The organism is Streptomyces sp. SudanB52_2052 (assembly GCF_964272415.1).
Lineage (GTDB): Bacteria > Actinomycetota > Actinomycetes > Streptomycetales > Streptomycetaceae > Streptomyces > Streptomyces olindensis.
On sequence record NZ_OZ186796.1, the window covers coordinates 2,088,056 to 2,102,473 of the forward strand.

Sequence of the window (14,418 nt, forward strand, 5' to 3'; positions counted from 1 at the left end):
CGTGACCGACACCTTGTCGCTCGACGGTGGCCCCGCCCCGTCGCCCGCGCTGCGGCTCCCGGACCGGGTCGGCTGGGCCGCGTTCTCCGACTTCGACGAGACCTACCTGGCCCATGCCGCCACCCCGGAACAGCGCGCCCACCTGGCCGCGTTGGAGGAGTACCTGCTGACCGAGGCCGTGGGGCACGGTCTGTTGTTCGGCTGGGTCACCGGCAGCTCGGCCGCCGCCGTCCGGGAGAAGATGGCGCGCTGCGGCGCCCGCGTCCTGCCGCACTTCGTGGCCGGCGCCCTCGGCACCGAGCTGACGTTCTTCCCCGACGGCGTCGCCCGCCCCGACCCCGAGTGGCGGCAGGTGCTGCGGGACAGCGGCTTCGCCCGGGCCCGGGTCGAACGGGCCGCGGAGCGGCTCGCCCGGCACGGTGTCGACCTGTTCCCGCAGGACACCGGCCACCGCACCGAGTTCCTGGTCAACTACTACTTCCGCTCCCTCGGCGACCCGCGGCGCGACGAGCACGCCCTCGGGCTGGTGCGCGAGCTGGCCGCCGAGTACGGCCTCGGCCTCAACATCAGCCGCTGCAACCCGGCCACCGGCGACCCCGCCGACTGCTACGACGTCGACTTCCTGCCGGCGGTCTGCGGCAAGCGCAACGTCGTCCGGCATCTGTGCGCCCGCTTCGGCGTCGACCCGGAGCGCACCCTCGCGTTCGGTGACAGCGGCAACGACCTGGAGATGCTGGGCGCCGTCCGCCACGGCTACCTCGTCGCCAACTGCACACCGGAGGCCCGCGACCGCTTCCCGCGGGTCTCGCCCCACCCGCACACCCAGGCCCTCCTGCACGCCTTCCGTCACCACCTCGGCCACTGAACCGCTCCTCCGGCCCGGCCGCCCCGGGCCGGAGGGCCGTCCCTGAAAGAGGAAGACCATGAAGATCGGAATCATCGGCGCCGGCGGCATCGCCCTCGCCCACCTGCGGGCCGCCGAGACCGTCCCCGGTGTCGTATGCGCCGGTGTGTACGACGTGATGCCCGACAAGGCCGCGGAGCTGGCCGAGCGCTTCGGCTGCGCCGCCTTCTCCTCGACGACCGACCTGTACGAGCGGGTGGACGCGGTCGTCATCGCCTCCCCCAACCACACGCACGCCGACTACGCCGAGGAGGCCGTCCGGCACGGCCGGCACGTGCTGTGCGAGAAGCCGATGACGACGACGGTGGCGGAGGCGGAGCGGATCACCGCGCTGGCCGAGGAGAGCGGCCTGGTGTGCGCCCTGGGTTTCAACTACCGCTACCTGGACGCCATCGGCGAGATCCGGAACCTGGTGCGGAGCGGGGAGCTGGGCTCCATCCTCTTCGCCGAGGCCGGTTTCCGGCGCGGCAGCGCCCTGACCCGCTCCCGCTTCACCTGGCGGGACAGCGCCCTGGGCCGGTCCACCAGCGGCTCCCTCGGTGATCTGGGCGTGCACCTGGTCGACATGCTGGACCGGCTCTTCGACAGCCCGGTCGACAGCACGAGCTGCCGCACCAAGCTCCAGGTGAACGTGCCGCAGAAGGAGGGCCAGGACGTCCAGGTCGACGACTACGCCTTCGTCAGCGGCCGGCTGGAGAACGGCACCTTCTTCAACCTGACCACCTCCAAGTCCTCGCTGCCGGAGGAGCTCGGCTTCTCCCTGAAGATCATCGGCGACCGCAAGGAGCTGTACTACCACTCCAAGGACGACACGACGTACTTCCTGAAGTCCCGGGTCACCTGGGAGCAGGGCACCTTCGCCCGCGAGGAGGTGCTCGCCTCGCCGCCCGGTGAGGTGCCCGGGTGGAGCGACACCTTCCGGCACCAGCTGCGGGAGTGGCGCGACGCGGTCACCGCGCGGGAGGACGGCACCGGGCGGAGCGCGGACAGCGCCCTGGCCGGGTTCGGTGACGGGCTGCGCAGCCAGCGGGTGCTGGAACGCCTGCTGGCCGGCGACCAGCGGGACGCGCTCGCCGCTCCGGTGAGCCGGTGATCCGGCGGCAGCGGCCCGGCCCACGCGACGCAGGGAAGAGGAACGTCCGTTGACCGGTACCTCCACGCAGGCCGCGCCGCCCGGCACCTCCGTGGCGCGGCCCCTGTTCAGCCCGTTCGCCGTCGTCGCCTCCTGCGTGGGCTTCGCCCTGATCGGGGCGCTCCAGGCGCTGTACGGTCCGGCGATCCCCGCGTTCCGCACGGAGTTCGGCCTGTCGCCGGCGGCCGCCGGGCTGAGCCTGAGCGCCCACTTCGTCGGCGGGGTGGCCGGGGTGCTGCTGCTGAACCGGGTGCACGGGCGGCTGGGCAACAGAACGCTGCTGTCCGCCTCGTACGCGCTGATGGCCCTCGGCGGGACCGGCTTCGCGCTGGCTCCCGCCTGGGGGTGGGCGCTGGCCTCGGCGCTGGTGACCGGGGTGGGCTTCGGCGGCATCGACTACGGCCTCAACCAGCTGTTCTCGGTGGGGTTCGGCCGCCGCAGCCCGGCGATGCTCAACATCATCGGCGCCGCCTACGGACTCGGTGCCGTGGGCGGCCCGGCGCTGCTGGGCCTGCTCGGCCCCGGCCGCTACCCCGCCGTCTTCGCGGGATTCGCCGCGCTGTCCGCCGTCCTGGTGCTGGCGCAGCGCGGCGTCCGCGAGGGCGGGGAGGCACCCGCCGAACCCGCCGAGGAGGCCGGGGAGACCGAGGCGACCGGTGGGCGGGCGCCCGGGCTGCGGACCTCGGCGGCCCTGGTCGTCACCGTCTTCATCGTGCTGTATGTCCTGATGGTGGCGGTGGAGACGGGGGTCGGCGGCTGGGAGCCGACACACCTGGAGTCCGTCGGGCACGACGCGGCGACCGTGGCCACGGCCACCTCGGCGTTCTGGCTGATGGTGACCGTGGGGCGGCTGCTGGTCGCACCGCTGACGCTGCGCTGGTCCGTGCAGACGATCATGGTGGTCAGCTCCGTCGGCATGGTGGCCTGCCTCCTGCTGGCCCTGATCCCGGCGGCGGCCCCGTACGCGTACGCCGGTGTCGGCCTCTTCCACGCGCCGATCTTCCCCACGGGCCTGCCGTGGCTGTCCCGCGCGGTGCCCCGGGCACGGCGGGCGGGGGCCTACGTCATCGCCGCCTCGATGATCGGCGGGGTCGCCGCCGGGCCGGTCCTGGGCAAGGGCATCGAACTGGCCGGCGTCGACGCCGTGCCGGTGCTGCTGGCCCTGCCCGCGGCCGGTTGCCTGGCGGCGACGTGGTGGCTGATCCGGGCGACGCGCGTGCGGCCCTGACGGCCTGGCAGCGCGGCCCGGGTCAGCGGGCGGTCCGCGTGTGGACGTACTCCACGAGCCGCGTCAGCGCGTCCGGGTCCGTGGACGGCATGACGCCGTGGCCGAGGTTGAAGACGTGGCCCTCCAGGCCCGCCGCCGAGTCCAGGACCTCCCGGGTCTTGGCCTCGACGGCCTCGGTCGGAGCGAACAGCACGGTCGGGTCGAGGTTGCCCTGGAGCGCCTTGCCGGGGCCGACGCGGCGGGCGGCCTCGTCCATCGGGACGCGCCAGTCGACGCCGACGACGTCCGCGCCGGCCTCGCCCATGAGGCCCAGCAGCTCGCCGGTGCCGACGCCGAAGTGGATGCGCGGGACGCCGTAGCCGGCCACGGCCTCGAAGACCTTCGCCGACGCCGGCAGCACCGAACGCCGGTAGTCGACGGGGGCCAGGGCACCGGCCCAGGAGTCGAACAGCTGGACCGCCGAGGCGCCGGCCTCGATCTGCACCTTCAGGAACGCGGCCGTGATGTCGGCGAGGCGGTCGAGCAGGTCGGCCCAGAGCTCCGGGTCGCCGTACATCATCGCCTTGGCGTTCTCGTACGTGCGGGACGGACCGCCCTCGACGAGGTAGCTGGCGAGGGTGAAGGGGGCGCCCGCGAACCCGATGAGCGGGGTCTCGCCGAGCTCGGCGGTGAGCAGGCCGATGGCCTCGGTGACGTAGGAGACGTCCTCGGGGGTCAGGTCGCGCAGCTGGGCGAGGTCGGCGCGGGTGCGGATCGGGTTCTCGACGACCGGGCCGACGCCGGGCTTGATGTCGAGGTCGACGCCGATGGCCTTGAGCGGGACGACGATGTCGCTGAAGTAGATCGCCGCGTCCACGCCGTGCCGGCGGACCGGCTGGAGCGTGATCTCGGTGACCAGCTCGGGCCGCATGCAGGACTCGAGCATCGGAATGCCCTCGCGCACCTTGCGGTACTCCGGCAGCGAGCGCCCGGCCTGCCGCATGAACCACACCGGCGTGTGCGGCACGGGCTCGCGCCGGCACGCCTTGAGGAAGGCGGAGTCGTACGGGGCGGACGGCTGCGGGGCCCGGGGGGCGTCGTTGGCACTCACGGGCCAAGTTTCGCACGCCGTCCGACAGCGCGATTCAGCCCCTGGAGAGGCGCGGGGTGTCTAGCCCCGCACCCGGGCTCCGGTCCCCGTAATCTTCCGGCATGGCTGCGGCTCAGGGACGACTGTCGGACGGCGCTGGCGGAATGGACGAAGCGAAGGATACCGAGAACGACCGGCGGGAGGCGGACTCCGCCCCGCCGCCCTTCCGGGCCGCCGTCGAGGCGCTCAGGGCGGCGCGGCTGCGGCCCCAGATCGAGATCGAGCCGGCGCCCGCGCCCAAGCGGCTCGCCCCGTACTCCCACGCGCTGGAGGCCGCGGTCGTCGACGGCGATCAGGACCTGGCCGACGGCCGGCTGGTGCTGCTGCACGACCCGGCCGGGCACGACGCCTGGCAGGGCACGTTCCGGCTGGTGACGCTGGTGCGCGCGGAGCTGGAACCGGAGATGGCCGCGGACCCGCTGCTGCCGGAGGTGTGCTGGTCCTGGCTGACCGGCGCGCTCCAGACGCGCGGACTGACGTACGGGGAGCCGAGCGGCACGGTCACGCGTGCGAGCTCCCACTACTTCGGTGGGCTGTCGGCCCGGCCGGCCGCCTCGCAGATCGAGATCCGTGCGTCCTGGACGCCGCGCGAGGGCCTGGGCGGGGTCCCGGACACCGCCGCGCACCTGGCGTCCTGGTGCGATCTGCTCGCCCAGGTCGCGGGGCTGCCGCCGGCCGGGCCGGGCGACGCCTCGGTGGTGACGCTCCCCCAGCGGCGCGGGCCCCAGTCCCGCTGATCGACCTCCTTCCCACCCCGTACTGATCGAACCTGTACGGGGTGGTCAACGCTGCCCTGTCGACGATCACACCTGCGTCCCCCTCTTGGCCGCATCACTTTGTCGATACGGCCACTTTCGACCGCGTAGTGACCCAGACCGAAACCGTCCGGCCTTCGAATGATCGACCGCGTGTCCGAATTGCACGGATTGTTATCACCGAATCGTGATCATTATCTAAAGGCGGACGGGTTCGGTGCCGAAGACGACTGTGACCTTGAAAGCACGGTTCGTCCCGGCTTCACCCCCACGAGCCGGCCCCGTCCCGCACCCCAGGAGGCCTGGTGTCCGTTCTCCTCGAGCAGCCCGCAAGCCTGGTCGCCTACCGCCCGAACAAGCCGACCGCCATGGTGGTCGTGGCCGACCCGCGCGTCCGCTCCACCGTCACCCGCCACCTGTGGGCGCTCGGCGTGCGCGATGTCATCGAGGCCTCGTCCATCGCGGAGGCTCGTCCCCGCATCGGCAACCCCCGCGACATCTGCGTCGCCGACGTCCACCTGCCGGATGGCTCCGGCCTCACCCTGCTGTCCGAGACCCGCGCCGCGGGCTGGCCCAACGGCCTCGCCCTCTCCGCCGCCGACGACATCGGCGCCGTGCGCAACGCGCTCGCCGGCGGTGTGAAGGGCTACGTCGTCACCGGCACCCGTACCAACGTCGGGCTCCCCACCCGGCCGGGCGCCGCCCCCATCGGCGCCGCCGCCGCCCGCCTGCATCGCCGCCCCCCGGGTGCCCCGAGCCACCCGGGCGGCTACCGCGAGCTGTCCGGCCGCGAGGTCGAGGTGCTGCGGCTGGTCGCGGAGGGCCAGTCGAACAAGGCGATCGGCGTCTCGATGGGCCTGTCCGCGCTGACCGTCAAGAGCCACCTCGCCCGCATCGCGCGCAAGCTGGGCACGGGCGACCGGGCCGGGATGGTGGCGGTGGCGCTGCGGACCGGGATCATCCACTGATCCGCACCGCCCTGCCCCCCGATGATCGTTCACCCGGGTGAACGGGTCCGGCCGCCGGTCCCGTTCACGTCACTCACGGCTGGCGAATCCGCCACTTCCCCGACATGACTGGTTTGCGACCCCAGGGCGCCCGCCGACGGAACGTTCCGTCGGCGGGCGCTGTCCATACATGGATACCCTTGACAGGTGACCGACGCCCACGACACCGCAGCAGACAGCTCACTGCGAACCACCGGAGGCGCCCCTCCGGACGACGGCGGATCTTCTGCTACGGAGGCGCCGATCCCCTTGTTGGAGCCGCGTGAGGGCATTCCGCCCGTGATCGCGGACGAGGCTGCCCTGGCGCGGACGATCGCCGCCTTCGAGGCGGGTTCCGGCCCCGTCGCCGTCGACGCCGAGCGGGCGTCCGGCTACCGCTACGGCCAGCGCGCCTACCTCGTGCAGCTGCGCCGCGAAGGCGCCGGGACGGCGCTGATCGACCCCGTGGCCTGCCCCGACCTCTCCGCCCTGGGCGAGGCCCTGTCCGGCGTCGAGTGGGTGCTGCACGCCGCCACCCAGGACCTGCCCTGCCTGCGCGAGATAGGCATGGTGCCGACGCGGCTGTTCGACACGGAGCTGGCCGGCCGGCTGGCGGGATTCCCCCGGGTCGGCCTCGGCGCGATGGTCGAGAGCGTCCTCGGCTTCGTCCTGGAGAAGGGCCACTCCGCCGTCGACTGGTCCACCCGCCCGCTGCCCGAGCCCTGGCTGCGGTACGCGGCGCTGGACGTCGAGCTGCTCGTCGACCTGCGCGACGCGCTGGAGAAGGAGCTGGACCGGCAGGGCAAGCTGGAGTGGGCCCGGCAGGAATTCGACGCGATCGCCTCGGCGCCGCCGCCCGAGCCCCGCAAGGACCCCTGGCGGCGCACGTCCGGCATGCACAAGGTGCGCCGGCGGCGGCAGCTGGCCGTCGTGCGGGAGCTGTGGCAGACCCGGGACCGGATCGCGCAGCGGCGGGACGTCTCGCCGGGCAAGGTGCTCGGGGACGCGGCCATCGTGGAAGCCGCGCTGGCCCTTCCGGCCAACGTGCACGCCCTCGCCGCGCTGAACGGTTTCGGACACCGGATGGGCAAGCGGCAGCTGGAGCAGTGGCAGGCGGCGGTGGACCGGGCGAAGGGGCTGAGCGAGGCGCAGTTGCCGCAGCCGGGGCAGCCGGTGGCGGGGCCGCCGCCGCCCCGCGCCTGGGCGGACAAGGATCCCGCGGCGGCGGCTCGGCTCTCCGCGGCGCGGGCGGCGGTTTCGGCTCTGGCCGAGGAGCTCAACATGCCGCAGGAGAATCTGATCGCGCCGGACACCGTGCGGCGGGTGTGCTGGGAGCCGCCGGCGGTGGTGGACGCGGAGTCTGTCGCGGAGGCGCTGGCTGGTCATGGGGCTCGGGGCTGGCAGGTCGAGCAGGTCACGCCTGTTCTGGTGACTGCTTTGTCCGCCAAGGCGCCGTAGAGGGTCTTCTCGTACGGCGGGTGCGGGTGGTTCATGGTGGTTCGCGCAGTTCCCCGCGCCCCTCAGATCCTCACCTGGTGGCTCCGCGAGTGAAGCCGTTGTAGATGTAACGCTGGAGGCACAGGAAGACGATCAAGGTCGGGAGGATCACCAGGATCGCTCCCGCCGAGATCGTCTCCCAGTGGGCGCCGAAGGGGCCCTTGAAGCGGAACAGGGACGTCGAGATCACGCCAAGATCTTCCGACGGCATGTAGAGGAACGGAATGTAGAAGTCGTTGTAGGTGGTGATGCCCTTGACGATCACCACCGTCGCGACCGCCGGCTTCAGCAAGGGGAAGATGATCTTGCGGTAGATCGTGAAGGCGTTGGCGCCGTCCAGGCGGGCCGCCTCGTCCAGCGAGGTCGGGATGGAGCGGACGAACTGCAGGAAGATGTAGATCGACACGATGTCCGTGCCCATGTAGAGGGCGATCGGTGCCCACAGGCTGTCGAACATGCCGAAGCTGTTGACGATCTGGAAGGTCGCCACCTGCGTGGTGACGCCGGGGACCAGGGCGGCGACCAGGAACAGCGCCACGACCAGCTTCCGGAAGCGGAAGGTGAACCGGTCGATCGCGTACGCCGTCATCGAGCCGATGAGGACCGTGCCGCCGATGGCGAAGAGCAGGATCACCGCCGTGTTGGCGAACGCCGAGAGCATCCGGCCGTCCTGGAACGCCGTCACGTAGTTGTGGAAGTTCAGCAGGTCCTCGGGGAGCGCGAGCGCCCCGCTGCCGTCCGCCATCTCCCGTTCGGACTTCAGGGAGGTCAGGAGCACGGCGGCCAGCGGGAGCAGGACCACCACCGTCGCGGCGATCAGGGACAGGTACACCAGGGCGCGGGCGACCGCACGGCGTGTCATGCGAGGTCCACCTTGTCATCGGGGACGAGGCGGCGCTGCACCCAGGTCACCGCCAGGACGATCAGCAGCAGCACGATCGCGGCCGCCGAGGCGAGCCCCGTCTTGTTGAACTGGAAGGCCAGCTTCACGGTCTGGATCACGAACGTCTCGGTGCCGGTCGCGCCGCCGGTCATGATGTACGGGATCTCGAAGACCGAGAGCGAGCCGGAGATCGAGAGGATCACCGTCAGACTCAGGACCGGTTTGATGCCCGGCGCGATGATGTGGCGGAACTGGTGCCAGCGGTTGGCGCCGTCCAGTTCGGCCGCCTCGTACAGCTCCCCGGGGATGGACTGGATCGCGCCCAGGAAGAGGACGAAGTTCAGGCCCAGATAGCGCCAGACCGAGACGGCGGCGAGGGAGGTGTTCGCCGACTCCGGGGTGCCCAGCCAGGCGCGGTCCGTCTCCACGCCGAACAGGCCCAGCACCGAGTCGAGGGTGCCGCCGTCCTGGAAGAAGTAGAGGAAGACGAAGCCGATCGCGACCCCGTTGATCAGGTACGGGAAGAACAGCACGCCCTTGAAGAAGTTCCGGAAGCGGACGTTGAAGCTCAGGATCGTGGCGAAGTAGAGGGCCGCGACGATCTGGAGGACGGACGCCGCCAGGTAGTAGCCGCTGACCCAGAAGACCTCGAACAGGTCGGGACGGGTGAAGAGTTCCGCGTAGTTCTCGGCGCCCGTGTAGCGCAGCTCGGGGCTCACGCCGTCCCAGTCGGTGAAGCTGTACGCGACCATGTTGGCGATCGGCGCGTAGGTGAAGACGATCAGGAGCGTGAGCGGGGCGAGCAGGAAGAGCCAGGGGGTGGCCCCGCGCCACAGCCGTGCCGGGCGCGGGGCGGGAGCCGGTGCGGGGGCGGCCGGCCCCGGCGCGGGCTCGACGGCCGCCTTCTCCGTCGTGTCCGTCATCAGGACCCCAGCGACTTCTGGGTCTCGGTCCACTTCTCGCCGAGGCCGTCCAGGAAGTCGTCCAGGCTGCCCTTCCTCGCGCCGCGGGCGAGGTCGACGAGGTCCTGGCGGTAGTCCGGCTTGTTGATGCCGACCTCGGACTCGTTGTCGATGGACTTCACCTGGGCGCCCTTGGTGTCGTCGAGGTCGAGGATCCTGACCCCCGCCTCCTCGTACGGTTTCAGGACGTCGGGCAGCGGGGCGGACTTGAGCGGGGACAGCGCCAGGTTGTCGGCCGCGTAGCCCGACTTGTCGGTGAACCAGTCGATCCAGGCCCGGGCTGCCGCCTTGTGCTCGGAGTGGACGTTGACGGCCTGGTTGTAGTCGGGCAGCGCCACCGCGCAGAACGTGCCGTTCTTCTGGGCGGGGAAGGGCATGAACCCGATGTCGCCGGGGTCCGTACCGGCCTGCTTCGCCGCGCCCTGCATCTGGATGACGGCCCAGGAGCCGAGCCACATCGTGGCGATCTCGCCCTTCGCCAGCTTGGGCTTGGACGCCTCCCAGTTGGTGGTGGTCGGGTCCTTCTCGACAAGGCCCGACTTCACGATGTCGTACAGCAGGGTGTCGGCGGTGCGCAGATCGGCGCCCTCGGCCCACGGGTTGCCCTCGGCGAGCTTCGTGGTGGCCTGCTCGTCGCAGCCGACCGAGCCGTTGACCTGTGTCCACTGGGTGAGCGGCCACATGTCCTTGAAGTTGGTGTAGTACGGGATCGCGTCGGTCTTCGACCTGATCGCCTTCAGGTCGTCGAGGAACTCGGCCGGTGTGGTGGGCCAGTCGGTGATGCCGGCCCGCTGCCACACCTTCTTGTTGTAGATGAAGCCCGGGACCGCGCCGAGCGGGCTCTGCCCGTAGACCTTGCCGTCGACGGTCGTGTAGTCGGTGAAGCGGTACTTCTCGCTGCGCTCGGCCTCGCTGCCCAGCGAGGCGAAGAATCTGGGGTAGTCCTTCTTCTCGATCACGCCCGGGATCATGAGGACGTCGCCGTAGTTCTCCGTGTTCATACGGATCTTGACTTCGCCCTCGTAGTCGGTGACGGCGTCGAACTCGACCTTCACCTTGGGGTACGTCCGGTTGAACTCGGCGGCGTACTTCTTCATCGTCCCGTCCTGCACGAGGTCGGTCCGGTGGGTGAGGACCGTGATGGTCCCACTGACCTCGGCGGGATCGTCGGGCGCCTCGGCGTCCGCGCCTTTCGCGGTGCCTCCGGTGCCGGTGCAGCCGGAGGCCAGCAGGGCGGCCCCCACGGCCAGGGCCAGGACGGTGCGGCGGTTCATGTGCATCAGCTCCGTTCGCGGAGAGGAACTCGGGACGGACGAGCACGTGCGGTATGGCTGGTTCGGCACTCTGACAGCGCTTTCTCAACCGGTAAAGTCCCATTCCCGCCAAGGATGTGACATCTGATCAGGACTCGTCACTACACCGGTTTAGGAGTGCGGATGCTTCAGGCCACACCGCTCGGCGACGGATGGATCCTGCGGCACGAGTCGGAGGCGCTGCCGGCCTCGGTGCCGGGCTGTGTGCACACCGACCTGATGGCGGCCGGGGTCATCCCGGATCCCTTCCTGGGCCGGAACGAGACCGACGTGGCCTGGGTGGGGCGCCGGGACTGGACGTACGAGCGGGAACTGCCCGCCCCGGCCTTGGCGCAGGAGCAGACCGACCTGGTCTTCGACGGGCTCGACACCGTCGCCGAGGTCTCCCTGGACGGGCGGCTGCTGGGCACGGTGCGGAACATGCACCGCTCGTACCGCTTCGACGTGACGGGCCTGTCCGGGCGGCTGTCGGTGCGGTTCGTCTCCGCCTATGCCGAGGCGGAGGCCGTCCGGGGGCGGCTCGGCGAGCGGCCCGCCGCCTACGCGGAGCCCTACCAGTACCTGCGCAAGATGGCCTGCTCCTTCGGCTGGGACTGGGGGCCGACCCTGGTGACGGCCGGGATCTGGCGTCCGGTGCGCCTGGAGCACTGGTCGACGGCCCGGATCGCCCGGGTGCGGCCCCTGGTGACCGTCGAGGAGGGCACCGGGGTCGTCGAGCTGGCCGTCGACGTCGAGCGGACCCGGGTGGAGGCGCCGCTCGCCGTGGAGGCGACCGTCGCCGGGGTACGGGCCCGCGCGGAGATCGAGGGGGCGGGCGGGACCGTACGGCTGCGGGTGCCGGACGCGCGGTTGTGGTGGCCGCGCGGGTACGGCGAACAGCCCCTGTACGACGTCGACTTGAGGTTGCTGCACGGGGACGACGCGCTGGACGTGTGGCGGCGGCGGATCGGCTTCAGGACCGTCGAGCTGGACCTGCGGCCCGACGCGCACGGCACCGGCTTCACCCTCGTCGTCAACGGCGAGCGGCTCTTCGCGCGGGGCGTCAACTGGATCCCCGACGACGTCTTCCCGTCCCGGATCACCCGCGAGCGCTACCGGGAGCGGCTGGAGCAGGCCGCCGGCGCCGGTGTGGACCTCGTACGGGTCTGGGGCGGCGGGATCTACGAGAGCGAGGACTTCTACGACGCCTGCGACGAACTCGGCCTGCTGGTCTGGCAGGACTTCCCGTTCGCGTGCGCGGCCTACCCGGAGGAGCAGCCGCTGCGCGGTGAGGTGGAGGCCGAGGCGCGGGAGAACGTCGTCCGGCTGATGCCGCACCCGTCGCTGGTGCTGTGGAACGGCAACAACGAGAACCTGTGGGGCTTCCGGGACTGGGAGTGGGAGCCGCGGCTCGCCGGGGACTCCTGGGGCGAGGGCTACTACCTGGGTCTGCTGCCGCGTGTGGTCGCCGAGCTGGACCCGACCCGGCCGTACACGGCGGGCAGTCCGTGGTCCGGTTCCTGGCGGCACCACCCGAACGACCCGGCGCACGGCACGCACCACTCCTGGGAGGTGTGGAACCGGGAGGACTACGCCGACTACCGGCTGAGCGTGCCGCGGTTCGTCGCGGAGTTCGGCTGGCAGGCCCCGCCCGCGTACGCCACGCTGCGCCGTGCGCTGCCCGGGGAGAAGCTCGCGCCGGACTCCCCCGGGATGCTGCACCACCAGAAGGCGGACGACGGCAACGGCAAGCTGGAGCGCGGGCTGGCCCGGCACTTCGCCGTGCCGGACGGGGACTTCGACCGCTGGCACTACCTGACGCAGGTCAACCAGGCGCGGGCGGTCGCGGCCGGCATCGAGCACTGGCGCGCGCACTGGCCGGTGTGCGCGGGCACGGTCGTCTGGCAGCTCAACGACTGCTGGCCGGTGACCTCCTGGGCGGCGATCGACGGGGACGGGCGCGAGAAGCCGCTGTACCACGAGCTGAAGCGGCTGTACGCGGACCGGTTGCTGACGCTGCACCCGCGCGACGGCGCGCTGGAGGTGGCCGCCGTGAACCAGGCGGCCGAGGACTGGACGGGGACGCTGACCCTGCGCCGGATGTCCGTCGAGGGCGAGGTGCTGGCGCGGGCACAGGTGGAACTGGTGGCCGGGAGGCGGACGGTGGCGCGGGCCGGGGTGCCGGGCGAGCTGGCGCCCGCGGGGCCGAAGGAGTTCCTGGTCGCGGACCTGGACGGGCTGCGGGCGCTGCACTTCCCGGTGCCCGACCGTGAGGTCGCCTGCCCCCGGCCGGAGTTCGAGGTGGCTCTCGCCCCGGGCGGGATCAGGGTGACCGCCCGCACGCTGGTACGGGACCTGCTCCTCCAGGCCGACCGGCTGGATCCGGATGCGCGGGCCGACCGGGGCCTGGTCACGCTGCTGCCGGGCGAAGAGGTGACCATCACCGTGCGCGGCTGGCGGACTCCGGACCCGGAGACCGCCCGTTCGGCCCTGTACTGCGTGGAGCCCACCCGATGACGGCGACGCCGACCCCCCGCGTCACCATCAAGGACGTCGCCGCTCGGGCGGGCGTCTCCAAGGGGGCCGTGTCGCTCGCCTTCAACCACAAGCCGGGCCTGTCCGAGGCGACCCGGGACCGGATCTTCCGGGCGGCGCGGGAGCTGGGCTGGGCGCCGAACCTCACGGCGCGGACGCTGGCCGGGTCGCGCGTGGACGTGGTGGGGCTCGCGGTGTGCCGGCCGGCGCGGATGCTGGGCCTGGAGCCCTGGTACATGGAGTTCGTCTCGGGCGTGGAGAGCGTGCTGGCCGAGCACTCCTGCTCGCTGCTGCTGCGGCTCGTGCGGAGTCTGGACGAGGAGGTGGGCGTCCAGGCGGCGTGGTGGAGGGGGCGGCAGATCGGCGGGTCGATCCTGGTCGACTTCCGGGCCGACGACCCCCGGGTGGACCTGGTGGAACGGCTGGGGCTGCCCGTGGTCGCCGTCGGGCACCCGTCGCTGACCGGGGGTCTCACCTCGGTGTGGACCGACGACGCCACGGCCGTGACGGAGGCGGTGCGCTACCTGGCCGCGCTCGGGCACCGGCGGATCGCCCGGGTGGGCGGGGCGGCGGACCTCGGGCACACGTCGATCCGCACGGCGGCCTTCGACGAGGCGGCGGGCGCGCTGGCGCCGGCCGGGGCGTGGCAGGTCGCCACGGACTTCTCGGGGGACGCGGGGGCGCGGGCGACGCGGTCGCTGCTGACGGCCGCGCCGCCGGACCGGCCGACGGCGATCGTGTACGACAACGACATCATGGCGGTGGCCGGCCTGTCGGTGGCGGCGGAGATGGGGCTGCGGGTGCCTCAGGACGTGTCGCTGCTGGCGTGGGACGACTCGCAGCTGTGCCGGCTGACGCATCCGACGCTGTCGGCGATGAGCCATGATGTGCACGGGTTCGGGGCGGAGGTCGCCCGGACGTTGTTCTCGGTGATCACGGGGAGTGGCGAGGCCGAGTCGCATCCCGTGCCCACACCGGTGCTGACGCCCCGGGGATCCACCGCCCCGCCCGGCATTCGTGTGTGACCTTCACCGCTCCGGGCCACGGGACTGGGCAGCTACGTTACTCATAAGTAGCATGGGATGAGCAAGCGCTCAGCGTCCTGGACCCTGGAG

Annotated in this window: 12 protein-coding genes; 8 read left to right on the forward strand and 4 right to left on the reverse strand. The window is 71.9% G+C overall.

The features are described from left to right. The first annotated feature begins 1 nt into the window (after position 1). Genes ACSUPV_RS09245 through ACSUPV_RS09255 form a run of 3 tightly spaced genes read left to right on the forward strand, consistent with a single transcriptional unit; the run spans position 2 to position 3,264 of the window. Positions 2-865: an HAD-IIB family hydrolase gene (locus ACSUPV_RS09245; protein ID WP_436947283.1), complete on the forward strand. Its 864-nt coding sequence runs from the start codon at positions 2-4 to the stop codon at positions 863-865. A gap of 58 nt (positions 866-923) precedes the next feature. Further along, positions 924-1,997 (forward strand): Gfo/Idh/MocA family protein, encoded by a 1,074-nt coding sequence (locus ACSUPV_RS09250; protein WP_359791928.1) that lies wholly within the window; start codon positions 924-926, stop codon positions 1,995-1,997. Positions 1,998-2,046: 49 nt separating this feature from the next. Then, the gene (locus tag ACSUPV_RS09255; protein WP_359791929.1) at positions 2,047-3,264 is read left to right on the forward strand and encodes an MFS transporter; all 1,218 of its coding nucleotides are present in this window, start codon (positions 2,047-2,049) and stop codon (positions 3,262-3,264) included. A gap of 22 nt (positions 3,265-3,286) precedes the next feature. Here the strand turns inward: ACSUPV_RS09255 and hemE are convergent, their stop codons facing one another. Beyond that, complete coding sequence (gene hemE / locus ACSUPV_RS09260) at positions 3,287-4,354, reverse strand: uroporphyrinogen decarboxylase (protein ID WP_031119115.1); 1,068 nt, start codon at positions 4,352-4,354, stop codon at positions 3,287-3,289. 101 nt (positions 4,355-4,455) lie between these two features. On the opposite strand from hemE, the gene ACSUPV_RS09265 reads away from it, so the two are divergent. From ACSUPV_RS09265 to ACSUPV_RS09275, 3 genes are all read left to right on the forward strand, one after another. Then, on the forward strand, positions 4,456-5,130 hold the full coding sequence (locus tag ACSUPV_RS09265; RefSeq protein ID WP_051648429.1) for a DUF3000 domain-containing protein: 675 nt from the start codon (positions 4,456-4,458) through the stop codon (positions 5,128-5,130). Positions 5,131-5,453: 323 nt separating this feature from the next. Beyond that, positions 5,454-6,116 carry a response regulator transcription factor gene (locus tag ACSUPV_RS09270; protein ID WP_003993737.1) on the forward strand — a complete coding sequence of 221 codons (663 nt, stop codon included), beginning with the start codon at positions 5,454-5,456 and terminating at the stop codon, positions 6,114-6,116. A 186-nt stretch (positions 6,117-6,302) separates the two neighbouring features. After that, positions 6,303-7,592: a ribonuclease D gene (locus tag ACSUPV_RS09275; protein WP_078650673.1), complete on the forward strand. Its 1,290-nt coding sequence runs from the start codon at positions 6,303-6,305 to the stop codon at positions 7,590-7,592. Between the two features lie 70 nt (positions 7,593-7,662). On the opposite strand, the gene ACSUPV_RS09280 is transcribed toward ACSUPV_RS09275, so the two are convergent. From ACSUPV_RS09280 to ACSUPV_RS09290, 3 genes are read right to left on the reverse strand one after another with little or no spacing between them, the layout of a single operon-like run. Beyond that, the gene (locus ACSUPV_RS09280) at positions 7,663-8,493 is read right to left on the reverse strand and encodes a carbohydrate ABC transporter permease (RefSeq protein WP_031119112.1); all 831 of its coding nucleotides are present in this window, start codon (positions 8,491-8,493) and stop codon (positions 7,663-7,665) included. Then, positions 8,490-9,437, reverse strand: coding sequence for a carbohydrate ABC transporter permease (locus ACSUPV_RS09285; protein ID WP_031119111.1), 948 nt, complete (start codon positions 9,435-9,437; stop codon positions 8,490-8,492). The genes ACSUPV_RS09280 and ACSUPV_RS09285 overlap by 4 nt, the downstream gene beginning before the upstream one ends. Continuing rightward, a complete protein-coding gene (locus ACSUPV_RS09290) occupies positions 9,437-10,750 on the reverse strand; it encodes an ABC transporter substrate-binding protein (protein WP_037759212.1) in 1,314 nt (437 codons plus the stop codon). The genes ACSUPV_RS09285 and ACSUPV_RS09290 overlap by 1 nt, the downstream gene beginning before the upstream one ends. Before the next feature lie 162 nt (positions 10,751-10,912). Here ACSUPV_RS09290 and ACSUPV_RS09295 point away from each other — a divergent pair, with 162 nt between their 5' ends. Both ACSUPV_RS09295 and ACSUPV_RS09300 read left to right on the forward strand, forming a co-directional pair. Beyond that, positions 10,913-13,285, forward strand: a complete 2,373-nt coding sequence (locus ACSUPV_RS09295; RefSeq protein WP_436947284.1) for a glycoside hydrolase family 2 protein — start codon at positions 10,913-10,915, stop codon at positions 13,283-13,285. Continuing rightward, positions 13,282-14,328, forward strand: coding sequence for a LacI family DNA-binding transcriptional regulator (locus ACSUPV_RS09300; protein WP_037758965.1), 1,047 nt, complete (start codon positions 13,282-13,284; stop codon positions 14,326-14,328). The genes ACSUPV_RS09295 and ACSUPV_RS09300 overlap by 4 nt, the downstream gene beginning before the upstream one ends. Positions 14,329-14,418 lie beyond the last annotated feature (90 nt).